Annotated in this window: 26 protein-coding genes; 15 read left to right on the top strand and 11 right to left on the bottom strand. The window is 65.3% G+C overall.

Going from position 1 to position 21885, the window contains the following annotated elements; translation table 11 throughout:
• Positions 1-3: 3 nt before the first annotated feature.
• On the bottom strand, positions 4-468 hold the full coding sequence (locus tag J0H39_04090; protein MBN9495914.1) for a hypothetical protein: 465 nt from the start codon (positions 466-468) through the stop codon (positions 4-6).
• Between the two features lie 69 nt (positions 469-537).
• Here J0H39_04090 and J0H39_04095 point away from each other — a divergent pair, with 69 nt between their 5' ends.
• Positions 538-1071: a flavin reductase family protein gene (locus J0H39_04095; GenBank protein MBN9495915.1), complete on the top strand. Its 534-nt coding sequence runs from the start codon at positions 538-540 to the stop codon at positions 1069-1071.
• The gene (locus J0H39_04100) at positions 1068-2324 is read left to right on the top strand and encodes a hypothetical protein (protein ID MBN9495916.1); all 1257 of its coding nucleotides are present in this window, start codon (positions 1068-1070) and stop codon (positions 2322-2324) included. The genes J0H39_04095 and J0H39_04100 overlap by 4 nt, the downstream gene beginning before the upstream one ends.
• On the opposite strand, the gene bluB is transcribed toward J0H39_04100, so the two are convergent.
• Positions 2306-2950 (bottom strand): 5,6-dimethylbenzimidazole synthase, encoded by a 645-nt coding sequence (gene bluB / locus J0H39_04105; GenBank protein MBN9495917.1) that lies wholly within the window; start codon positions 2948-2950, stop codon positions 2306-2308. The genes J0H39_04100 and bluB overlap by 19 nt on opposite strands.
• A gap of 103 nt (positions 2951-3053) precedes the next feature.
• On the opposite strand from bluB, the gene J0H39_04110 reads away from it, so the two are divergent.
• The 5 genes from J0H39_04110 (at position 3054) to J0H39_04130 (ending at position 6048) form a co-directional block, all read left to right on the top strand.
• Positions 3054-3902: a fumarylacetoacetate hydrolase family protein gene (locus tag J0H39_04110; protein ID MBN9495918.1), complete on the top strand. Its 849-nt coding sequence runs from the start codon at positions 3054-3056 to the stop codon at positions 3900-3902.
• A gap of 135 nt (positions 3903-4037) precedes the next feature.
• On the top strand, positions 4038-4238 hold the full coding sequence (locus tag J0H39_04115; protein ID MBN9495919.1) for a (2Fe-2S)-binding protein: 201 nt from the start codon (positions 4038-4040) through the stop codon (positions 4236-4238).
• Between the two features lie 142 nt (positions 4239-4380).
• Positions 4381-4863: a bacterioferritin gene (bfr, locus tag J0H39_04120; protein MBN9495920.1), complete on the top strand. Its 483-nt coding sequence runs from the start codon at positions 4381-4383 to the stop codon at positions 4861-4863.
• Positions 4864-4958: 95 nt separating this feature from the next.
• Entirely contained in the window at positions 4959-5447 is a 489-nt protein-coding gene (locus tag J0H39_04125) for a hypothetical protein (protein ID MBN9495921.1), read from the top strand.
• A 115-nt stretch (positions 5448-5562) separates the two neighbouring features.
• Complete coding sequence (locus J0H39_04130; GenBank protein ID MBN9495922.1) at positions 5563-6048, top strand: hypothetical protein; 486 nt, start codon at positions 5563-5565, stop codon at positions 6046-6048.
• Here the strand turns inward: J0H39_04130 and J0H39_04135 are convergent.
• On the bottom strand, positions 6045-7514 hold the full coding sequence (locus J0H39_04135; protein ID MBN9495923.1) for a mechanosensitive ion channel: 1470 nt from the start codon (positions 7512-7514) through the stop codon (positions 6045-6047). The genes J0H39_04130 and J0H39_04135 overlap by 4 nt on opposite strands.
• 70 nt (positions 7515-7584) lie before the next feature.
• Between J0H39_04135 and J0H39_04140 the strand changes: the two genes are divergently transcribed.
• A complete protein-coding gene (locus tag J0H39_04140) occupies positions 7585-8343 on the top strand; it encodes a glucose 1-dehydrogenase (protein MBN9495924.1) in 759 nt (252 codons plus the stop codon).
• 65 nt (positions 8344-8408) lie between these two features.
• On the opposite strand, the gene J0H39_04145 is transcribed toward J0H39_04140, so the two are convergent.
• The 4 genes from J0H39_04145 to J0H39_04160 form a co-directional block, all read right to left on the bottom strand.
• On the bottom strand, positions 8409-9128 hold the full coding sequence (locus J0H39_04145) for a Bax inhibitor-1/YccA family protein (protein MBN9495925.1): 720 nt from the start codon (positions 9126-9128) through the stop codon (positions 8409-8411).
• Between the two features lie 152 nt (positions 9129-9280).
• The gene (locus tag J0H39_04150) at positions 9281-10378 is read right to left on the bottom strand and encodes a PAS domain-containing sensor histidine kinase (GenBank protein ID MBN9495926.1); all 1098 of its coding nucleotides are present in this window, start codon (positions 10376-10378) and stop codon (positions 9281-9283) included.
• Positions 10379-10547: 169 nt separating this feature from the next.
• Entirely contained in the window at positions 10548-13088 is a 2541-nt protein-coding gene (locus tag J0H39_04155) for an FtsX-like permease family protein (protein MBN9495927.1), read from the bottom strand.
• Between the two features lie 4 nt (positions 13089-13092).
• Entirely contained in the window at positions 13093-13800 is a 708-nt protein-coding gene (locus J0H39_04160; protein ID MBN9495928.1) for an ABC transporter ATP-binding protein, read from the bottom strand.
• A 19-nt stretch (positions 13801-13819) separates the two neighbouring features.
• Here J0H39_04160 and J0H39_04165 point away from each other — a divergent pair, with 19 nt between their 5' ends.
• The gene (locus J0H39_04165; GenBank protein MBN9495929.1) at positions 13820-14485 is read left to right on the top strand and encodes an arylesterase; all 666 of its coding nucleotides are present in this window, start codon (positions 13820-13822) and stop codon (positions 14483-14485) included.
• Here J0H39_04165 and J0H39_04170 read toward each other — a convergent pair.
• Positions 14482-14853 carry a DUF2306 domain-containing protein gene (locus J0H39_04170; GenBank protein MBN9495930.1) on the bottom strand — a complete coding sequence of 124 codons (372 nt, stop codon included), beginning with the start codon at positions 14851-14853 and terminating at the stop codon, positions 14482-14484. The two genes, J0H39_04165 and J0H39_04170, sit on opposite strands and share 4 nt — an antisense overlap.
• 56 nt (positions 14854-14909) lie before the next feature.
• Here J0H39_04170 and J0H39_04175 point away from each other — a divergent pair, with 56 nt between their 5' ends.
• Genes J0H39_04175 through thpR form a run of 3 tightly spaced genes read left to right on the top strand, consistent with a single transcriptional unit; the run spans position 14910 to position 17643 of the window.
• A complete protein-coding gene (locus J0H39_04175) occupies positions 14910-16037 on the top strand; it encodes an FIST C-terminal domain-containing protein (protein ID MBN9495931.1) in 1128 nt (375 codons plus the stop codon).
• Positions 16038-16058: 21 nt separating this feature from the next.
• Positions 16059-17102 (top strand): NADP(H)-dependent aldo-keto reductase, encoded by a 1044-nt coding sequence (locus J0H39_04180; protein ID MBN9495932.1) that lies wholly within the window; start codon positions 16059-16061, stop codon positions 17100-17102.
• A 1-nt stretch (position 17103) separates the two neighbouring features.
• Positions 17104-17643 (top strand): RNA 2',3'-cyclic phosphodiesterase, encoded by a 540-nt coding sequence (gene thpR, locus J0H39_04185; protein ID MBN9495933.1) that lies wholly within the window; start codon positions 17104-17106, stop codon positions 17641-17643.
• Here thpR and J0H39_04190 read toward each other — a convergent pair.
• Together J0H39_04190 and J0H39_04195 are read right to left on the bottom strand one after the other, a co-directional pair.
• A complete protein-coding gene (locus tag J0H39_04190) occupies positions 17640-18482 on the bottom strand; it encodes a fructosamine kinase family protein (protein ID MBN9495934.1) in 843 nt (280 codons plus the stop codon). The two genes, thpR and J0H39_04190, sit on opposite strands and share 4 nt — an antisense overlap.
• Complete coding sequence (locus J0H39_04195; GenBank protein ID MBN9495935.1) at positions 18452-18898, bottom strand: low molecular weight phosphotyrosine protein phosphatase; 447 nt, start codon at positions 18896-18898, stop codon at positions 18452-18454. Before J0H39_04195 ends, J0H39_04190 begins: the two co-directional genes overlap by 31 nt.
• On the opposite strand from J0H39_04195, the gene cobB reads away from it, so the two are divergent.
• From cobB to J0H39_04210, 3 genes are read left to right on the top strand one after another with little or no spacing between them, the layout of a single operon-like run.
• Positions 18783-19601, top strand: coding sequence for an NAD-dependent protein deacylase (gene cobB, locus J0H39_04200; protein ID MBN9495936.1), 819 nt, complete (start codon positions 18783-18785; stop codon positions 19599-19601). The genes J0H39_04195 and cobB overlap by 116 nt on opposite strands.
• Positions 19598-20740, top strand: coding sequence for an AFG1 family ATPase (locus tag J0H39_04205; protein MBN9495937.1), 1143 nt, complete (start codon positions 19598-19600; stop codon positions 20738-20740). The genes cobB and J0H39_04205 overlap by 4 nt, the downstream gene beginning before the upstream one ends.
• Positions 20741-20770: 30 nt before the next feature.
• Entirely contained in the window at positions 20771-21205 is a 435-nt protein-coding gene (locus tag J0H39_04210; GenBank protein MBN9495938.1) for a YHS domain-containing protein, read from the top strand.
• Here the strand turns inward: J0H39_04210 and J0H39_04215 are convergent.
• On the bottom strand, positions 21191-21841 hold the full coding sequence (locus tag J0H39_04215) for a TetR/AcrR family transcriptional regulator (protein ID MBN9495939.1): 651 nt from the start codon (positions 21839-21841) through the stop codon (positions 21191-21193). The two genes, J0H39_04210 and J0H39_04215, sit on opposite strands and share 15 nt — an antisense overlap.
• Positions 21842-21885 lie beyond the last annotated feature (44 nt).

Consider the following 21885-nt stretch of genomic DNA (forward strand, 5'->3'; position numbering starts at 1 on the left):
CGCTCAACCGTTCAGGCATTCCCGGCGGACGACGATCCAGTCGGGTTCGCGCATCATGGTGGCAAGGCCGCGGCCGGCATCGTCGCTGCCGCCGGCCGGGTTCACGGCGAATTCGAAACGGTCGGGCAGCACCTTTGCCCGGCCCTGGTCGCGCACCGTCCACTCGAACCGGGCGATCCGGCGGCGCCGGTCGGTCGGGTGGGGTTCGATCGTCAAACCGCGATAGAACGGGCCCGGCCCCTCGACCGCGATCGGATCGACCGCCATTTCCGACGCGCCATAGCTGCCGGCCTCGAGCCGGGTCAGGGGCGCGTTTTGCAGGCAGGCAGGATCGGGGTCGGGCAGGCGCCAGCCGGCCAGTTCCAGGGTCAGGAAATCGCGCGCCAGCTCCGTTTCCAGCGCCGGTTGGGCGTGGGACGGGGCGGTGCCGAGCAACAGGACCAGGAACGGTAAAAGGGCGCGCTTCAAGATGCGGGTTCGTAACCCGTCCCAAGTTCCTTCGCAAGCGGGCCCCGGAGCCGTTATTGTGGCGGGATCATGTCGAATCACCATCTCGCGGCCGACTTCAAGGCCGGGATGCGCCGGCTTGGGGCCGGCGTCACCATCGTCACCACTTTCGACGGGCAAACGCGCGCCGGGCTCACGGCCACGGCCGTCTGCTCGCTGTCGGCCGAACCGCCGCAATTGCTGGTCTGCGTCAACCGCCAAGCCTATCCCAACAAGGTCATCGCCCGGGCCAAGCGCTTTTGCGTCAACGTGCTCGCAAGCGGGCAGGCGGCGTTGGCGCTGCGCTTCGCGGGCGCCACGGGCCATAAGGGCGAGGATCGTTTCGCCAAAGGCCGCTGGAACGTGCTGGCGACGGGTGCGCCGGTGTTGGACGGCGCGTTGACCAGTTTCGACTGCGAACTCGCGCGCGCGATCCGCTCGGGCACGCATACGATCTTCATCGGCCGCGTCGTGGCGGTGACGACGCGCCAGGGCGGCAAAGCGTTGCTCTATGCCGATGGCGGTTTCGCGGGCGTCGTACCGGGCCGCGCGAAGAAGCCGGCCGCGAAGAAATCGAAGAAGTGAGGGCCTTCGCCCCGCTGTCGGAGCCGATCATCGCCCGCCTATGGACCGCGATGGCGGTGTTCACGACAGGCGACGAATTGTTCCGCGTGGCGCTGATCTGGCTCGCCGTCGAAACGGTCGGCCGGGACGTCGGCTATCTCGGCGCGCTGCAATCGGGCGCCGTGCTGGTCGGCGCGATGTTCGGCGGTGCTTTGACCGCCTTCCTCGACCAAAAGCGCGCGCTGACGATCTATTGCATCTTCGGTGCGGCGTGCACGGTCGTGCCCTTCCTCGTCTGGCAATTCGGCACGCCCGCCTTTCTGGCGCTGGCCTTCACGGCCGTGGGCGTGGGCTCGCTGCGCGCCCAGATCGAACCGACCTTGCAGGGGAATCTGCCGCTGTTGGTCAAAAATCGCGACGTGTTGTTCGCGACCAACGCGCTGCTGGAAGGCACACGGCGCCTCGCGCGCGTCACCGGCCCGATGATCGCCGCGGCCTTGGCGCTGGTGCTGGCCGTGCACCAGATTTTCGTGATCCATATGCTGACCCTGCTGATCGCGGGCTGGCTGCTGCTGGCGGTGGGGGCGCAATTCCCGGAACGCGAACCGCGTGACGCGGGCGGGTTCACGCTCGGCCTCAAAATCCTGCGCGACGAGCCGGTGTTGAAACGCCTGCTGGCGGTGAAGACCGTCACCGACGGCGCTTGGGTCATCGTGATCGCGCATGCGTTTCCGGTGGTCGTCGAATCCTCGGGTGCCGCTTGGTCGCTGCTCGGCTTCGATATTTCGGGCGTGGCGGCCTACGGGTTCGGGATCGCGGTCTATGGCGTGGCGAATTCCTGTTCGACCGTCGCGGTGGGCGCCTTGCCCGCATCGCTGTCGTTGCGGCGCATGTTGGCGGGTACGACCGTGATGAGTGCGGGCCTCACCATGATGGCGGCGGCCCCGCTGTTCGCCCCGCCCGATCAATTGCTGCAGTATTTCTACGTGGCGATCGGGCTTTGCGCGTTCGGCTCGCCGTTCTTCGACATTCCGCTCACGTTCCATGTGCAGATGTCGGGCGGGCCCGGGGCGCCGCGCGCGGCCGCGTCGTCGGTGCATCGCGTGCGGCTTGTGGTGTCGTTCGGCGGGATCATGCTCGCGGGGCTGATCTCGCCCACGCTGTTCGCCGTGTTCGGGCCCGGTCACACGATCTTGGTCTCCGGCATCGTGGCGCTGGCGGCCTGCGCGATGGGCTTTTGGATGCTCGCCCCTTATCAGCGCTCGATCAAATAGGCGGCGTCGTTGTCGCGCGCCTGCCAGCCCGCGCGCTCCAATTCCGGCACGTCGTCGCTGCGTTCGGGATAGCCCACGCACAGATACGCGACCAGCGACCACGCCAGGGGCACATCCAAAATCCGCGCGACCTCGTCGGGCTCGACGATCGATACCCAGCCCACCCCGATGCCGCGCGCGCGCGCGGCCAGCCACAGCGTATGCACGGCGCAGACGACCGAATGGCGCAAGGTTTCCGGCATCGTCGCGCGGCCTAGGCCGTGGCCTTTGTGTTCGGCCATGTCGCAGAACACGGCGAGTTGTTCGGGGGCGATGTCGAAGCCGGCGAGTTTGAGCTCCGCATAGGCTTTGGCGCGGTCGCCATCGTAACCGGCCAACGCCGCTTTGTTGCAGCGTTCGAACTCCGCCCGCACGGCCGCATGGCGGGCGGGATCGCGCACATGAACGAAGCGCCAGGGCTGGCTGTTGCCGACCGAGGGTGCGAGCTTCGCGCGCGCGACCAATTCCGCGATCGTGCCCGGCGGCACGGGATCGGGGCGGAAACGGCGCACGTCGCGCCGCCAGGTCAACAGCCGGTCGAATTCGGTGGCGAAAACGGTATCGAAATCGGGGTCGACATCGGACATGGGGGCGCCATCCTACAGGCCTTCGCCCCCGTTGTGGCGAAACGCGGAAGGCGTTAATCAAGAAACCCTAAATCCAAACCATAAAATGGGGATCCGAAGCGCCATGAAATTCGCGTCGTTCAAAGCCGGAAAGAGCGAATCCTACGGGGCGGTCGTCGAGGGCGGCATCGTCGATTTGGGCAAGAAGTTCGGCAAAAAATTTCCGACCTTGCGCGCGGCATTGGCGGGCATGGGTCTCGCCAAATTGAAGGCCGCGGCGAAGGGCAAGAAGCCCGACGTCAAGAACGGCAAGTTCACGTGGGCGCCGGTGATTCCCGACGCCACGCGCATCTGGTGCGTGGGCGTGAATTATCGCGAGCATCGCGCGGAGACGGGCCGCCCCGACACGGCGCATCCGACGATCTTCATGCGCTACGCCTACACCCAGATCGGCCATGAACAACCGATGCTGAAGCCCAAGGAAAGCGAGCGGTTGGATTGGGAAGGCGAGCTTGCCGTCATTATCGGCAAAAAGGGCCGGCGCATCGCGCGCGAAGACGCGATGAAATACGTCGCGGGCTATGCTTGCTACAACGACGGCTCGGTGCGCGATTATCAGCGCCACACCTCGCAATTCGGGCCGGGCAAAAACTTCGTCGGCACCGGCGGCTTCGGGCCGTGGATGGTCACGGCGGACGAGCAGAAGGATATCGTGCGCCAGACGCTGACCACGCGCGTCAACGGCGAGGTGAAGCAGCAAGCGACGATCGACATGCTGATCCACGACATCCCGCAGATCATCGCTTACATCTCGATCTTCTGCCCGCTGGAACCGGGCGACGTGATCGTTACCGGCACGCCCGGCGGCGTGGGGGCGGCGCGCACCCCGCCTGAATTCATGAAGGCGGGCGACGTGGTGGAAGTCGAAATCACCGGCGTGGGCCTGCTGCGCCACACGATCAAAGAAGCCTGATCTTTCGGCTTCGGAAGGAAGGCCGCGTCCGCGAGGGCGCGGCCTTTTTCATTCCGGATCAGTGACTTATTCGGCCATCGGCGAGATATTGCAACTCATTCGCATTCGCGTTAATTTGCGGGCCTTCGCGTTTGATTGTCGAGCACCCGCACGATGTTCATCTGCAACTGCCACGGTATCCGTTCGAGCGAAATCCACGCCGCGTGCGCGCAAGGCTGCCGCACGGTGCGCGAGATTTTCGATCGCACCGCCGGCGCGCAACCGTGCTGCGGGAAATGCGTGCGCGAAATTCACGACACGCTCAAAGGCCGGAACTTTGCGGTCGCGGCCGAATGAGTCTCGCGATTGCGTTGCAGTTGCTGGTTGCGCTCGCGATTTCCGCCGCCTTCGTCGCCTTGTTCTTGAGAATTCGTCACGCGCGCTCTAGACCCGTCGTCGGGGGCGCACGGGAGCGGCGTCGTATTTTCAGGAGGCGGCGATGAAAGGCGACAAGGCGGTTCTGGCGGAGCTGAACAAGCTGCTGACCAACGAACTCACCGCGATAAATCAGTATTTCCTGCATGCGCGCATGTGGAAGCATTGGGGCTTCGTGAAACTCGCCAAGCACGAATACGAAGAATCGATCGAGGAGATGAAGCACGCCGACAAGCTGATCGAGCGCATCTTGATGCTCGACGGCCATCCGAATTTGCAGGATCTCGGCAAGCTGAAAACGGGCGAGACCGTACCCGAAGGTTTGAATTGCGATCTGGCGCTGGAACGCAACGCGCGGCCGATGCTTCAGCACGCAATCAAGACTTGCGAGAGCCACGAGGATTTCGTCTCGCGCGAAATCCTGGTCGATATCCTCGACGACACCGAGGAGCATATCGACTATCTCGAAACCCAATTGTCGCTGATCGAGCAGATCGGCTTGCAGAATTATCTGCAAAGCCAGATCGAACCCGGCTCGGGCAGCTGACGCGGAGCACGATGCCCGGCGGGCTTCACGGCGCGCCGGGTTTTTTCGGATCTTAATATGCGAATGACTCGCAGTCGCAGATTGGAGAGGAAGCGATGACGATCAAATCCGACATCAAAGCCGTCTCGGGCGCGCAAGCACGGCCGATCGCGTCGTTGCGCCGGGCGGAGCAGATCGTCGTCTGGACTTTGCGTCACACGGCCGCGATGCCGCGCGCGGGAAATCTGCGCCGCGCCGAACTTTCCAATCTCGATGCGCGGCGTGCGGGCGAACTCGAAACGGCGTTCGCATGCGTGGTCGCGGCGGCGTCGCGCGCGGGGATCGGCATCGCGGCCCCCTTGGCGTTGCGCGCGGTTTCGCCCCTCGAAGAAAAACTGCTCGGCGCGTTGCGCGCCTTCCACGCCAGCGCCGCCGATCTGTTCGACGCGGCGATCGCGGATCTGAACCCGCGCGACGACGGCGAATTCGCGGCCCATGTCGCCACGCTCGCCGCCGTATTGGAATCGAGCGGCGCTTCGCTCGCCTGGAAATTCGCGGCGCATGTCATGCCGGCGGCGGCCGCCGCCGCGCAGTGGCGCCATTGATGAGGGGAGCGGCGATCATGGGCTATGTCGTCTTGGGCGCGATCGTTTCGCTGGGGGCGGGGTCGGTGCTGATCGGCCTCGCCAAGGATCGCCTGCGCAAGAAAGGCGATGCGCGATGAGCGGCCATGAATGCGACGGTCTGCCGCTCTGCGAGCGCGATCCAGGCGAAATTGCGGCGGGCGCGTCGCTCGTGCTGTGGGGCTTCCGCTATCGCGCCGGGTTGATGCGCCAGGACAAGCCGGCCGACGCGCAATATCACGCGGCGTTCATCCGCAACGGTGTCGCCTCCGCCGCCTATACGCTGGAAGCGCTGACTTGGCTGATCGGCACGACCGCGACCCGATCGGTCGATGTGCGCTGCGTCGCCTGCCCCGAAATCTCGCCCGACGAAGCGGCGGTGCTCGATGCATGTGCCCGCGCCGTCGCGGGCAACGGGGATGCGGCGGCGTTGGAAACATTCCTGCCGCCCGCGTCGATGCGTTTCGCGCGCAGCTACGCGATCGGCATCGCGGCTTGTTTGCGCGATGTGGGCCTGGGTTGGAACGTGATCGGCCGCGCGCTGGTGCCCGGGAAACGTCTGGCCCCGGGAAGCGGGCTTTAGTCGATCCCGAAATAGGCGTTCATGCGCGCCAGAAACGCGTCGACCTGGTTGCGCTTGGCGGAGCGGCGCGCGGCGGGCGTCATCGCGCGCAACGCCGCATCGTTCATCTGGCGGCGGTCGAGCACGACCTCGCCCAAGCGGCGCGCGAATTCGGGATCGGATTGCAGCAGCGGGGCGAGCGCTTCGGCCGAAATCTCCAGCGCGATCGTGTCGCACAAGGCGACGACGTTGGCGCTGCGCGACTCGCCGGTCAGCAGCGACATCTCGCCGAAGAAATCGCCCGTGCCCAGCCGCGCCACGGCGCGCTTGGCGCCGTTCGCGTGCAAGCTCACCTCGAACACGCCGCGCGCGACCACGAATAGCGAGCGATCGTCTTCGCCCTGGCGCACGACTTCGTCGCCCGCGTGGAAAACTTCGCGTCGCGCCGCGGCGGCCACGCGCGCGCGCATTTCAGCGGGCACTTCGCGGAACAAATCGACATGTTCGAGCACGCGCTCCGCCAAGCCCGGATCGGTGCGCAAAGGCTGGCCCGGCGAAATCCCGGCGGCGTCCAGCGCGTACCACACCGACGTCGCGACCTCGTCGCGGATCGCGGTGTCGTCGGCGTAGGAATCGACCCAGTAGCGGACCTCGTACAACACCGTCGTATCGCGGATCTCCTTGGTTTCGACGAAGGGCGGCGGGCTGGTCAGCACGCGCGTCGATTTGAGCGCGGCGGCGACCAGCGCTTCCTTGGCGTGGCCGGGCGGGACGCGCGCATCCAGCGGAATCTGCAGCGAGGCGCGATAGAGCGGGGCGGGCTCGTCGAAATTGACGATCTGCGCGGCCGCCAATTTGGAATTGGGCATCACCACCGTGTTGCCGTCGGCGGTGCGCAGGCGCGTCGCGCGCCAATTGATCTCGACGACCTGGCCGGTCAGCGCGTTGTCGATCTGAATCCAATGGCCGACGCGATAGGGCCGTTCGATGTTGATCGCGATGCCGCTGAACAGATCGGCCAGCGTCGACTGCATTGCGAAGCCGATGACGACCGCGATCACGCCCGACGCCGCCAGCATGCCGGTCAGCGGCTGGTCGGACGCCGCCGACACGACGCCGAACAGCGACAGCACCGCGACCAGCGCGCGCACCACGTCCTTCAGCAGCTTGGGCACTTGCACGCCGCGTTTGTCGAGCCCGCGCCAGACGAAACGCTCCATGCCGACCCACGCGAGCAGACTGAGGCTGAGCCACCACGCCACGCCGAAGACGCGCGCCAGATCCTGCACGATGCCTTGCAGGAACGGGCTGGCGATATGTTGGGCGGCCAGTGGCAAGCCCAGCCACAAGGCGGTCGTCGCCAGCAGCGAAAGCGCCAGACCCGCCAGCCGGCGCGCCGACGGATCGGCGGCACGCAATCCCCGAATCGCGATCCACGCCATCGCCACGGCAATCAGCGCCAGATAAACCCAATAGTGAATCGGCAAATTCTCCATGGCGCGGCAGCTAACGGCACGGCTAGAGTTTCCACAAGAGAAACTTGGGGAGGGCGGCGTTATGCGTCTGGCCAATAAAGTCGCGATCGTCACCGGCGGCGGGTCCGGCTTCGGCGAAGGGATCGTCACGCGCTTCGCCGAGGAAGGTTGTGCCGTGATCGTCGCGGATATCGACGAAGGCGCCGCGCGGCGCGTGGCCGAGGCGACGGTCAAAGCGGGCGGCAAGGCGGCGGCCGTGAAGGTCGACGTCGCTTCCGCCGCCGACACCGCGAAGATGGTCGGCGAAGCGGTCGCGAAATTCGGCCGGCTCGACATCATGGTCAACAACGCGGGTGTGACGCATCGCAACGGTCCGCTGACCGGCGTGGACGAAGCCACGTTCGATCGCATCTTCGACGTGAACGTGAAGGCGATCTATCTGGCCACCCAAGCGGTCGTGCCGCTCTTCCGCAAGCAAGGCGGCGGCGGGGTTATCCTCACCACCGCATCGACGGCGGGCTTGCGCCCGCGCCCGGGTCTCGTCTGGTACAATTCGTCGAAGGGCGCGGCGATCACCATGACCAAGGCGCTGGCGATCGAATTGGCGCCCGAAAAGATCCGCGTGAATTGCCTGTGCCCGGTGGCGGGCGAAACGCCGCTGCTCGCGACCTTCATGGGCGAGGACACGCCCGAGAAACGCGCCCAGTTCCGCGCCTCGGTGCCGATCGGGCGCTTGTCCACGCCGCGCGATATCGCGAACGCGGCACTCTATCTGTGCTCGGACGAAGCCGAGTTCATCACCGGCGTGGCGTTCGAAGTCGACGGCGGGCGCTGTATTTAGAAACGAAAAACCCCCGGACGGTTTCCCGTCCGGGGGTTTCTTTGTTCAGACGCCGAGCGCGGCGGTTATTCGTCGTTGCGCTGGCCGGTCAGGTGCAGGATCGCCTGGAAGATGGCGACGAAGTTGATGTAGAGGCCAAGCGCGTTCATCACCGTCAGCTTGCCTTCGATCTCCGTGCCCGCATACTCGGCATAGGTGTCCTTGATGCGCTGCGTGTCCCACGCGGTCAGGCCGCAGAACACCAGCACCGTGATCGCCGAGATCGCGAATTGCAGCGCCGTCGAGCCGACGAAGATGTTCACGACCGACGCGATCAGCAAGCCGAACACGCCCATGATCAGGAAGGTCGAGAACTTCGTCAGGTCGGCCTTGGTCGTGTAGCCGTAAAGGCTCATGCCCGCGAACATCGCGGCCGAGATGAAGAAGGCGCGCGCGACCGAAGCGCCGGTGAACACCAGCAGGAACGCCGCGAACGAAACGCCGATGCACGCGGCATAGGCCCAGAACAGCGCCTGCATCGCCGTCTTCGACATGGATTCGAAGCGGAAGCTCATCACCATGATGAAGGCCAGCGGCGCCAGCATGAACGCCCATTTCAACGGCGTGCCGAAAATGAGCTGGATGGCGGCGGGGGACGAAGCGACCAAAGCGGCGACGATGCCGCTCAGCGCCACGGCCGAGGCCATGTAGTTGTAGACGCGCAGCATATGCGCGCGCAGGCCCTGATCCAGGGTCGCGGCGTCGATATCGCTGCGGGTCAGAATGCGGTTGTTCGTCTCGAACATGGGGGTCTATCGCTCCCGGTTTATTCGCCGCGCGGCCATTCGCGAAACGCCGAAAGGCATCGCGGCACAAGGAAGATATTGGGCGTATTGGCAGGCGATTTCAACCGGGAAAGCCCCTATAGCGGTTGACCCCTATATGGGAAATCAACAGCTTAGATCGGTGAAAACGCCATTCTCGCGGCGGGGAAACTGACCGTCACACGCGTGAAACGGTCTTTTTCGCTTTCTAGAACCAGCCGGCCGCCTTGGGCCTCGGCCAGCGCCTTGGCCAAAGACAAGCCCAACCCCAGGCCGCTTTCCTTGCGCGCGAGGCTTTTTTCGACCTGCTCGAACGGCAGGACGCATTTTTCCAAATCCTCGTCCGCGATGCCGATTCCGTCGTCCTCGATCGCGATCGCCATGCCGCCATCATTGGCGCGCAGCATGCGAATGCGCGCTTTGCCGCCGTCGCGCCCGAACTTGATCGCGTTGGACAGCAGCGCGTCGAAAATTCGGCGCAGCGCCCGGCGCTCGACGCGCAAACCCGGCAGGCCCGGCGCGATTTCCGGCACGATCGCGATGCCGCGCGAAGTGGCTTCGGCCGTGGCCGCTTGGGCGGCCTCGTCGGCGATTTCGATCGGGCAAACCGCATGATCGGGCGGGCTCTGCGATTCGCCCGACAGATCGGCGATCTCCATCAACGTCTCGATCTGCACGAGCAACCGGTTGGCGCTGTCCAGAATCGCTTGCGCGTATTCGCCGCCGCGCGCCGGCGTCAATCCGCCGTTCGCCAGAATCTCGGCGAAGCCGATCACCGCGTTCAACGGCGTGCGCAACTCGTGGCTCATATTGCGCAGGAATTCCGATTTGGCGCGATTGGCCGCTTCCGAGCGCACCAACGCGGAGGCCAGCGCGCGTTCCGACGCTTTCTTGTCGGTCACGTCCAGCGAGATCGTGACGACGCCGCGCGCGGCGCCGTCGGCGCCCCGCCAGGGCAGTTTGGTCGTCAGCCAATCGCGCTTGTTGCCGTCGGCGCCGGCGTAATGCTCGTCGTAATTGGCGAGCGTCAATCCCGTCTCGAGCACCATCGCGTCGATGCTGCCGGTATAGTTGCCGTATTCCGCGCCCAAAAGTTCCGACGCCGATTTTCCGCGCGCCGCATTCGGCGTCGTACCGTAGGTCGATGCCTGGAACGCGTTCATATAAACGTAACGGCTGTCGCGATCCTTGACGTTCACGAAGGCGGGCAGCGCGTCCAAGATCGCGCGCATCGCCGGCGCGTCCAATGTTTCGTCCCGATCGCCGGTGTTCGAGCCCAAGATCGCGGACCCCTTTTCACATCGTTCGGCCTCGAACATTCCATGGCTCCGGCGAGATTGTCACCCGAAATTTATCCATGGATCTTATGTGAATAAGGTTGCGAAGATATGAACGTGCCGATCAGGCGTTGCGCAGCAACGGCGCCGCTTTCTGGCCGAGTGCGCGCCATGTGCCGCCCAGGCCCAGCAGCATCACAACCACGGCCGCCCCCAGCACCGTGCCGAAGATCGTTCCGGGCAGCGGCACGAACTCGACGCGCATATATTCGGTGATCAAACCCCAGGCGGCGAGCGTGCCGACCAGCGCCGCAACGATTGCGGCGGCTGCCCCCAGTAGCGCAAATTCCGCCAGGAAGGCGCGCATCACATCGGCGCGCGTCGCCCCCAACGCCTTCAAGACGACCGCGTCGTAAACGCGCCGGCGATGCGTGGCGACGATCGCGCCCGCCAGCACCAGCACGCCCGCGACCAGCGTGATCGCGGCGGTGACGCGCGCGGCGGCGGCGATCCCTTCCATCGTTTCCTGGGCGGTAGCCAGCGCCCGCTTCACCCGGATCGACGAGACATTGGAGAAACGCTGCGTGACCGCGCGTTCCAGATCGTCCTCCTGAGTCTCCGCGACTTGCGCGGTGGCGATCCAGGTTTGGGGTGCGCCTTCCAGCGTGCCGGGCGCGAAGGTCAGCGTGAAATTGATGCCCAGGCTGGTCCAATCGACGGCGCGCAGATTGGCGATCGTCGCGTCGATCTCCACACCCAGCACGTTCAGCGTCAGCGTGTCACCGACCTTCAAGCCCATGCCTTGCGCGATTTGCGCGTCGAACGACACGAGCGGCGGGCCCGAATAATTCTCCGGCCACCATTCGCCCGCGACGAGGCGCGTGCCCGCCGGCATCTTGCCCGTATAGGTCAAGCCCCGGTCGTTGCCCACCGCCCAGCGCGCATCGGGCGCGATCGTCGCCTGTTCGGCCGGCACGCCGTTGATGCGCGTGATGCGCCCGCGCAAGGACGGCACTTCGCGGATTTCGCCGACACCCGGATGCGCCTTCACCAACGCGGTGAAATCTTCGATCTGGTCGGGCTGGATATCGATGAAAAAGAACGACGGCGCCATCTGCGGCAATTGCTCGGCGATCTGGCGGCTGAAATTGCCCTGCACTTGGGCGATCAACGTCAACACCGTCAGGCCCAAACCCAGCGACAGCACGATGCCCGGTGTGGGGCTGCCGGGGCGATGCATGTTGGCGAGTGCCAAGCGCAATCCCGGATGGCGCACACCGGTCGCGGATTTCGCCAAACGCTGCACGCCATAGGCGGCGATGCGGAACAACACGAACGTGCCGGCGGCGGCCACGCAGAACGCCGCGCCCAAGCGCTTGTCGATCGACGCGACGACGGCAAGCCCCGCCAGCGCCAGGATCGCCGCCGCGACGAAGAACACGTAGTGCGCGCGCGGCCAGCGCCGGACGGGGGCGATCAGATCGCGGAACAAGGCGGCGGGCGGCACTTCGCGCGCGCGTGCCAAGGGCCACAGCGAAAACGCCAGTGCCGTCAGCAGGCCGAACGCCAACGCCAGCAATAGCGGCAGCGGATAAAATCCTTGGCGCGCTTCGATGGTCAGGCGATCCGCGATCAAGGGGGCAATCGCCGCGGGCACGAACGCGCCGATGACAAGCCCCGCCGCGATGCCGATGGCGGCCAGCGTCAGGATCTGCAGCAAATAAACGCGCATGATCAGTGCGCCGGGGGCGCCCAGGCATTTCAGCGTCGCGATCGTCGCCGTGCGCCCGTCGAGATAGGCGCGAACGGCGTTCGCCACACCCACGCCGCCGACCAGCAACGCGGTCAAACCCACCAGCGTCAGGAACATCGCGATACGGTCGACCCAGCGCTGCAAGCCAGGCGCTGCTTCGGTCGTGCCGCGAATGCGCCAGCCCGCATCGGGGAAACGCGCCTTCAGCGCTTCGACCCAGTTGGCGGCGTTCGCGGGATCGTTCAGCACGATGCGATATTCGTAGCGGATCAACGCGCCGGGCTGGACGAGCTGCGTTTGCCCGAGCGACGCGATGGCGACCATCACGCGCGGCCCCAGCGTGAAGATATTGGCCGAGCGATCGGGCTCGCTTTCGACGATGGCGCGCGCTTGATAGGTGCCGTCGCCGACCTGGAAGCGATCGCCCAGCGAAATGCCCAGGCGGTTCATCAAGCTGCGTTCGACCGCCGCCCCCCACACGCCGCCGGCGCTTTGCGCCAAGGCCTTGTCGAGATCGGTCTCGCCCGACAAGCCGACCGTGCCGAGCAGCGGATAATTCGCCGGGTCGATGGCTTTAAGCTCGCTCAGCAGGCGTTCGTTGTCGGTGCGCGTCATCGCGCGCATTTCGGCGACGACCGTCACGCGCCCGCTTTCGCGGATAAACGCCAATTGATCCGCCGTCGCCTCGCGATGCGTGAAGGCGAGTTCGACGTCGCCGCCCAAAATCGTGCGCGCATCTTGGCGCAAGGCTTCGCGCACGCCCTCGGCCAGCGAGCCCACGCCCGCGATGGCGGCGACCCCCAGCATCAGGCACGCCATGAACACGCGGAAACCCTTCACGCCGCCGCGAAGCTCACGGCGGGCAAGGGCGATGGCGAGGCTCCAACGCGCGGGATTGGCTTCTGGGGTCATATGCTCAATCCGCCGCGGCGAGATCGGCGTTCAACGGCGACAAGCGCCCGTCATCCATCCGCACCGCGCGGTCGCAGCGCCGCGCCAGCGTCGCGTCATGGGTGATCAGCAGCAACGATGTGCCGAATCTCTTCTGCAGATCGAACATCAGATCGACGATGCCCACCCCCGTCGTCGCGTCGAGATTGCCGGTGGGTTCGTCCGCCAGCAGCAATTTGGGTTCGGCGACGACCGCGCGCGCCAGCGCCGTGCGCTGCTGTTCGCCGCCGGACATTTGGCCCGGATAATGCGTCAGGCGATGGCCGAGACCCACCGACTCAAGTGCTGCCTTCGCCTTGACCCAGGCTTTGGCGTCACCCGCGAATTCCAGCGGGATCGCGACGTTTTCCAGCGCCGTCATCGTCGGGATCAGATGGAAGGCCTGGAAGACGATGCCGATGGAGCGCCGGCGGAACAGCGCCAAACCGTCCTCGTCCAACGTCGTCAGGTTCTGGCCGGCGACATGCACCTCGCCTTGCGTGGGGCGTTCCAGCCCGGCGACGATCATCATCATCGTCGACTTGCCCGAGCCCGACGGACCGACCACCGCCACAGTTTCGCCCGGTGCGACCGATAAATCGACGCCACGCAGGATATTGACCTCGCCCGCTTGGCTCGCCAGCTTCAGATGGACGCCCGCGAGGCGCAGGATCGGATCGATGGTTTGGGACATGAAGGAAGGGTACCCCGGAATGGCGCGCGAATCTCAGGGATATGGTCGAACGCGCCGGGCTTTCAACGCGTTCCTGGCCGGAATCGCGCTGATGGCGGCCGTTCCGGCGGCGGCGCAAACCCCAAGCCCGGCGCCGCGTTTGCTGGTTTTGGGCGATTCGCTGTCGGCGGGTTACAATATTCAGGCGCGCGAGGCATTTCCCCAGCGCCTGGAAGCGGCTCTGCGCGCACAAGGTGTATCGATCCAGGTGATCAACGCCGGCGTCTCGGGCGACACGTCGGCGGGCGGGTTGACGCGCGTCGATTGGGCGCTCGGGCAACGCCCGCCCGAATTCGCGATCGTGGCGCTGGGGGCGAATGACGGTCTGCGCGGTCTCGATCCCGACGCGATGGAACGCAATCTCGATCGCATCCTCACGCGCATGAAGGAAAAGGGCGTCAAGACGCTGCTCGCGGGCATGCTGGCGCCGCCCAACATGGGCAGCGACTATCGCGACAAATACGCGGCCGTGTTTCCGCGCCTCGCCGCCAAGCACGGCGTGCCGCTCTATCCGTTCTTCTTGGAAGGTGTCGCGGCGAAGTCCGAACTCAATCTTGGCGACGGCATCCATCCCAACCCGCAAGGCGTGGACGTGATGGTCGCCAATATCCTGCCCGCCGTGCGCAAGCTGCTGGCGGGAAGCTAACCGCCGAACAACCAGCCGCCGATGATGCGGCCCGGCAGCAGCGTGAACGCGCCCGCGATCATCACGCCCGCGAACACGCTGATCATCGCGCGTTGATGCGCTTTCACGTTGCCGTGGCGGATCGCGTAGATCGCGCGCGCGAGGCCAATCAGCGTGACGATCGACAGGATATGGATCCAGCTGAAGCCGGCGCCGCCGCGCAATTCCTGAATCCAGAACGACGTGACCGCCGTGATCGCCATCGCCGCGACCCAGATACGCCCGGTCAGCTTATGCACGGCCGTGCCCTTGGGCCGCAGCAAGATGGCGATGCCGAGGATCAGTGCGGTCAACGCGGCCGCGGTATGGAAAGCGATGATCGGCGGCAAAGGAACGCCTCCTTTTTCGTGGCGGTAAGGCCGGTTCCGCGCAAGGATAGGCGACCATGAAGCAGATCGCCCCGTCAATCGCCTTCGCCCAAGCCGTCGGCACGAATGCCGAGGATTGGGGCAAGCTCGCCGTCGAGCTTGGCGAGAAACTGGCGCGCGATCTGCCTGGCGGTACGCTCGGGTTTTTATATGCAACCGGCGCGCTTGCCGGGCAGCTCGAGGAAATCCTCGCCGTCGTCAAACGCATCTCGGGTATCGGCGATTGGACGGGCTCGGTGGGCCTGGGCATCGTCGGCGATACGGAAGTCTTCGGCCAGCCCGCTTTGGCGGCGCTCGCCCTCGACCTGCCGAAGAACGCCTATCGCCTCGTGCCGAATTTGACCCAGCCCGGCGAAACCCCCGCCGATCTCGAAGCCTGGATCGCGGATAAGCGCCCGGCCTTGGGCGTGGTTCATGCCGATCCGCGTTTGCCCAACATCGCCGACACGCTGGCCGATCTCGCGGAAACGAGCGGCGCCTATCTCGTCGGCGGCTTGTCGTCGGGCGACGACGGTTTCGCGCAGATCGCCGGCCGCGTCGTCGACGAAGGCCTGTCGGGCGTGTTGATCGCCGGCGACGTCAATGTGTCGGTCGGGTTGAGCCAGGGGTGCGCCGCACTCGGCCCCGTGCATCGCGTGACCTCGGCCGAGGATAACGTGATCGCCGAGATCGACGGGCGCGACGCGCTCGACTTGTTCCGCGAAGCCGCGGGCGTGCGCCCCGGCGGCGATCTGCGCCAAGCGGCGATGAGCACGCTGCTCGCGTTCCCCACGCCGGGCAGCGACACCAACGATTATCTCGTGCGCCATCTGACCGGCATCGATCCCGATAACGGCTTGATCGCGGTCGGCCATACGGTGGAGCCGGGCGACCGCGTGTTCTTCGTGCGCCGCGACGAAGAAGCGGCCGCGCAGGATTTGGCGCGTATGCTCGCGCGCACGAAGGCGCGTCTGAACAAACCGAAAGCCGGGCTTTATTTCTCGTGCCTGGCGCGCGGGCCCAACATGTTCGGGCCCGATTCGGCCGAGCGCGCGCTGTTGCGCGAAACGCTGGGCGACATCCCGATCGCCGGGATGTTCTGCAACGGCGAGATTTCCAACGCGCGCCTCTACGGTTATACCGGCGTCCTTGCGTTGTTCGGATAACCATCCCCTCTCAGGATAAAAATGAAATACGTCGAACTCGGAACGACCGGCCGGAAGGTCTCGCGCATTTGCTTGGGCACCATGACCTGGGGTCAGCAGAATTCGGAAGCGGACGCCCACGCGCAAATCGATCTGGCGCTGGAGATGGGCGTCGATTTCATCGACGTGGCGGAAATGTATCCCGTGCCGCCGAAGAAGGAGACCTACGGCCGCACCGAGGAATATCTCGGCACGTGGCTCGCCAAAAATAAAGCCAAGCGCGACAAAATCGTGGTCGCCACGAAGGTCGCCAGCCGTTCGATGGGCAACGATCACATCCGCCCCGGCCAGCCGCTCAACGAGGCCTCGATCCGCGCGGCGGTGGAAGCGTCGTTGAAGCGCCTGCAAACCGATTACATCGACCTTTATCAGGCGCATTCGGCCGACCGTCCGGCCAATCGCTTCGGCGTGCTCGACTACGCGCATAAGGAAGGTGCGGATCAGGGGGCGCCCTTGGCCGAGACCGCCGGGGCGATGGAAAAGCTCGTCAAGGAAGGCAAGATCCGCTGGTTCGGCGCGTCGAACGAAACGCCGTGGGGCTTGCTCGACTATTTGCGCGCGGCCGACAAGGGCCTGGGCGCGCGCATCGCGTCGATCCAGAACCCGTATTCGCTGCTCAATCGCAGTTTCGAAATCGGCCTCGCCGAAATCGCGATCAAGGAAAAGGTCGGCCTGCTCGCCTATTCCGTCCTCGGCATGGGCGTGCTGACCGGCAAGTATTTCGACGGCGCCAAGCCCGCGAATGCGCGCCTGACGCTGTTCGAACGCTTCAAGCGTTATTCCACACCGCGCGCCGAACCGGCGGCGAAGCTATACGTGGCCGCCGCGCGCGAAGCCGGGCTCGATCCCGCCCAGATGGCGGTTGCCTTCGTCGCGGCGCAGCCTTTCGTCACGGCGGCGATCGTCGGCGCCACCAGCGTAGAACAGCTCAAAACGAATATCGCGGCGATCGACGTCGCGATCTCGCCCGAGCTGCGCGCCAAGCTCGACGCGATCCACGCCGGCAATCCAAACCCCTGCCCGTGACGTGATAAGGCTCTTCGTCGCTCTCGGCTTTCCCGAGGACATCCGCGCGCGATTGGATGCGATCGCCGCGGGTGTGCCGGGGGCCGATTGGGTGGAGAGCGACAATTATCATCTGACTTTGCGCTTCGTCGGCGAAACGCAGGAAGATAAGGCCGAAGACCTCGCCTACGCGTTGATGGCGATTCGCCACAAGCCGTTCGATATCGAGCTTGCCGGCGTGGGCCATTTCAAAACCGGCGACGAGGTGCGCGCCCTCTGGGCGGGCGTGAAGCATTCGGACGCACTCGACATGCTCCATCGCAAAGTCGACGAAGCCTGCCGCAAGGAAGGCTTCGCCAACGAGCCCCGCAAATTCCTGCCGCATGTCACGCTGGCGCGGCTCGATGGGGCACCACTGGGCAAGGTCCAGGATTTCCTGATCGAGAACGCGCTGTTCAAAGCAGGGCCGATCCGCATCGACAGCTTCGCGCTCTATTCCAGCCTGCGCCGCCCGGGCGGGGCGGTCTATACCGAAGAAGCCGCGTTCTTCCTGCGCGATTAGACGAAGCGATTCAAAATCGCGTCGACTTGCGCGCGATACGATCCGCCGAACAGCTTCAAATGCACCAGCAGGTGCCACAAGCAATAAAGATCGCGCCGCGTTTCGCGGAAATCGGGCGAGAGCTTGCGGCGTTCGTTATAGACCGCGAGGAAGTCGTCGCCGACATCGCCGAACAGCGTCAGGAACGCGATCTCGATTTCCGGATCGGCGAAGTAAAGCGACGGATCGACGAAGGCGGCGATGCACCCGTCGCGGCTGATGATATTGCCGCCCCACAAATCGCCGTGGATCAAGCCCGGCGCTTTGGGTTGGGGCAGCAGATCGGGCAGCCGCGCGACGAGTTTTTCGACGCGCCGCGCGATATCGCTATCGATCTGGCGGGCGACGAACATCAAGCGCTTCTCGCCATAGAAGCGATGCCAATCGCGGTCCCAATCATTGGGCTGCAAGAAACCGGCATGCGGTGTCGCGCGCGGGAAGCCGTAGCGCGGACCGACGATCGTATGAAGCTCGGCCAGTACACGCGCCAAATCGCGCTGCGCGTCTTTGCCCGCCGCACCGGTCGATCCGTCGATATGTGCCATCAGCAGCAGATCGTCGTCGGCCAGCAGCAATTGCGGTACGGGGCAGACCGTCGCGCGCGCGAGATAGGACAGGCAGAAGCCTTCGGGCGCGAGGCCCGTGCCCGTCTTGGCGACCAAACGGCGACCGTCGGCGAGATCGACGGCAAGCAACGACGCGCCATGCGCGCCGCCCATCGGTGCGGTGCGCGCGACCGGCGACCCGGCGGCCGCTTCGATGCGCGCGCTTAGCGCAATTCCCGGATCAATCTGGCGCATTCGCGTTCCACGATATCGAGCACCTCGTCGAAGCCCTTTGCCCCGCCATAGTAAGGGTCGGGCACGTCGCTGCCGTCCTGGCGGAACATGGCAATTTTCGCGCCGTCCGGCGCCAGCGATTCCAGGATTTCGTAATGGCCCGAATCGCAAGCCAGGATCAGGTCGAATTCGGCGAAATCGCGGGGGGCGAGCTTCTTCGCGCGCTGGGGCGAAAGATCGTAGCCGCGCGTCGCGGCATGGCGGATCGTGCGCGGATCGGGCGGTTCGCCGATATGGTAGCCATGGGTGGCGCGGGATTCGATGCGCAAGCTGAGGCCCGCATCCCGGGCCATTTTGCGCATCACGCCCTCGGCGGTGGGCGAGCGGCAGATATTTCCCGTGCACACGAACAGCAGACTGGTAATTTGCGGCGTCATGGCGGGTTCGATCGTCATCCTTACCGGGGCCGGAATTTCGAAGGAGTCGGGCATCGATACGTTCCGCGACGCTGGCGGCCTGTGGTCGCAGGTGCGGATCGAAGATGTCGCGACCCCCTCGGCTTTTGTCCGGAATCCGCAGCTCGTGCAAGCCTTCTACAATATGCGCCGCCACGCGCTGCAACTTCCGGCGATCCAGCCCAACGCGGCGCATCTGGCCTTGGCGCGGCTCGAAGCCGAATGGCAAGGCACGGTGACGCTGGTCACGCAGAATATCGACGACCTTCACCGGCGCGCGGGCTCCAAGAACATCCTCGCGATCCATGGCGAGCTGCTGAAGTCGCGCTGCTTCGCTTGCGGCAACGTGGCGGAAGAGCGCGGCGATTTGGGCGCTGCCAGTACGTGTATTGCCTGCGCCGAAATCGGCACGCTGCGCCCGCATGTCGTGTGGTTCAATGAAATGCCGTTCTTCATGGACGAAGCGATCGCGGCGGTCGAAGCCTGCGATATCTTCGTGTCGATCGGCACGTCGGGTTCGGTCTATCCCGCCGCCGGTTTGGTCGAACACGCGAACGCGGCCGGTGCGCGCACGATCGAGCTTAATCTCGAACCGTCCGACGTCGCCTCCGCCTTCGCCGAAAAACGTTACGGCAAGGCCACGGATCTGGTGCCCGCTTTCGTATCGGAGTTGTTGGAAATTTGAACGCGCTGCTCGAATCCTATCGTGCGCGGATCGCGGCGGGCGAGATCAAGCCCGATCCCGCGCAAGCTTTGGCCGTGGAAAAACTCGGCACGTTGTTGCGCGCCCTCGCGACCTATAAGCCCGATCCGCGCCCCGGCTTCTGGCGCGCGTCGCTCGGTTTCGCGCGCAAGTTCGGCTTGGAGCAAGCGGGCGCGCCGCCGATGGGACTTTATATGTTCGGCGGCGTCGGGCGCGGCAAATCCATGCTGATGGATATGTTCTTCGCGGCCGCCCCGGTCGAAAAGAAACGCCGCGTGCATTTCCACGAATTCATGCTGGAGGTGCACGCGCGCATCCATGCCTGGCGCCAATCGGGCGAGGCGAAGAAGGGCGACGGCGCCCCCATTCCCCCGCTCGCCGCGGCGCTGGCCGACGAAGCCTGGCTGCTGTGCTTCGACGAATTCCAGGTGACCAACATCGCCGACGCGATGATCCTGGGCCGCTTGTTCGGCGCGATGCTGGAGAAGGGCGTGGTCGTCGTCGCGACGTCGAATATCGCGCCCGACGATCTTTATAACGGCGGCTTGCAGCGCGAATTGTTCCTGCCCGCGATCGCGGTGCTGAAATCGAAGCTCGACGTGCTGGAACTCGATGGCGGCCAGGATTATCGGCGTATCCGCATCCGGGGCATGCCGGTCTATCACTGGCCGGTGGGCGATCGCTCGACCGCGCAGTTGGAGAAGGCGTTCGCCACGCTGACCGAGGGCGCCAGCGTTGGCCCGGTGACGCTCGACGTGTCGGGCCGCGATCTCGACATTCCGCGCGCGGGCGGCGGCGTCGCGTTCTGCCAATTCGATCCGCTCTGCACGAAGGCGCTGGGAGCGGCGGATTATCTGGTCCTCGCCAAGAACTTCCACACGCTGGTGCTGGACGGCGTGCCGTTGCTGAAACCCGATAACCGCAACGAAGCGCGCCGCTTCGTGACGCTGATCGACGCGCTTTACGAACATCGCTGCAAGCTGGTCATGGCGGCGGAAGACGCGCCCGACCGTTTGCATCCGTCGGGCGATCACGCGTTCGAGTTCCAACGCACCGCCAGCCGATTGCACGAAATGCAGTCGGAGGATTACCTCGCCGCGCCGCATCTGGGCGGGATGTAACCTCCGGTTCGGCGGGTGCGAAACATCGATATGGCCCGGTTTCTTGCCCTGATCCTGCTGGTGTTGGCGTTAGCGCGGCCCGCCGCCGCCGATACGGTCTTCGCCGAAAACGGCGTGGCTTTGCGCGGGACCGATGTCGTCGCCTATTTCACGGCGGGCGACGCGGTGCCGGGCAAGCCGGAATTCCGCCACGACTGGAACGGGGCGACGTGGCATTTCGCCTCCGCCCAAAACCGCGACGCCTTCGCCGCCGATCCGGCCCGCTACGCGCCGCAATATGGCGGCTTCTGCGCCTGGGCGGTCGCGAACAACTACACGGCACCCATCGATCCCGACGCGTGGCGCATCGTCGACGGCAAGCTCTATCTCAACTACTCGCGCTTCGTTCAGCTGCGCTGGGATATGTCGCGCGCCGCCAATATCGCCAAAGCCGACGCCAATTGGCCGGCCTTATCGCGGCGCTAACGCGCGCAGGAAAAAATCGACGACCGTTTCGGCGCGTTTGCGCGCTTGCGCTTTGGTCGGGGCGGGGTCGAGGCCCAGCACGAAGCGCAAATGCGGTTCGCCGATGAATAGGCTGACCAGGCGTTTGGTCTCGGCCAACGGATCGCAATCGCGGATCTCGCCGCGCGTCATCGCGTGTTTCAGCGCCGCGGCGATGCGCGGAATGGCGGTGCCGACCCCGGCCGCGTAGAAATTCGCCGCGAGTTCCGGGAAGGCGGGCGCTTCGCCCACCACCATCCGATAGATCGCGGCTTTTTCGGCCGTAAAGATCGTCGAGATTGCGATGAACGCCGCCTGCGTCAGCATGTCGCGCAACGGCGGCATTTCGCCGTCTTGCGGCGGGACCAGCGGTGCGATCACCGTGCCCGACACGCGCGACACCGCCGCCTGGAACAGGCGTTCCTTTCCGCCGAAGGTCTCGTAAAGCGTGCGTTTGGCCGTGCGCGCGCGCTTGGCGATACCATCCAGCGTGGTGGCGCCATAGCCGCGCGCGGCGAATTCGGCCAACGCGGCGTCGAGGATCGCGTCGCGACGCGCGCGCTCGCTGCCCTTTTTGGGGCGGCCGGGACGGGGGCGGGGTTGGGCGGGTTTTTTCATGCGACTTGACGTTTTCTAGCACATCGGTATTTTAAACGAAACCG

Source organism: Alphaproteobacteria bacterium, assembly GCA_017308135.1.
Taxonomy (GTDB): domain Bacteria; phylum Pseudomonadota; class Alphaproteobacteria; order CACIAM-22H2; family CACIAM-22H2; genus Tagaea.